Origin of the sequence: Thermorhabdus hydrogeniformans (genome assembly GCF_049310025.1) — a bacterium.
In the GTDB taxonomy this organism is placed as follows: domain Bacteria; phylum Bacillota; class Thermosediminibacteria; order Thermosediminibacterales; family Tepidanaerobacteraceae; genus JBJYKD01.
This window is the reverse complement of sequence record NZ_JBJYKD010000139.1, coordinates 1-272: the sequence shown is the minus strand read 5'-3', so window position 1 is coordinate 272 and position 272 is coordinate 1. Positions and strand designations below refer to the sequence as shown.

1 protein-coding gene is annotated in these 272 nt (G+C 42.3%); it reads left to right on the top strand.

All coding sequences use genetic code 11. The annotated features are described in order from the left end of the window. Positions 1-272 (top strand): methylmalonyl-CoA mutase family protein (locus tag ACKX14_RS15830; RefSeq protein WP_422449352.1); only part of this gene is annotated, 272 nt, incomplete at both ends.

Here is a 272-nt window from a genome sequence, read left to right as displayed (position 1 = left end):
AATCATGAAAGAGAGATTTGGAGCAAAAAAAGAAAAGTCACTCCAACTTAAGTTCCACACTCAGACTGCAGGATCAACACTAACTGCACAACAGTCTGACAACAACATTGTAAGAGTTGCAATACAAACATTGGCAGCGGTACTTGGTGGAACACAGTCACTACATACAAACTCAAGGGATGAGGCACTTGCACTTCCAACAGAGGACTCAGTCAGAATTGCATTGAGAACACAGCAGATTGTGGCACATGAATCAGGAGTTATAGAGACAG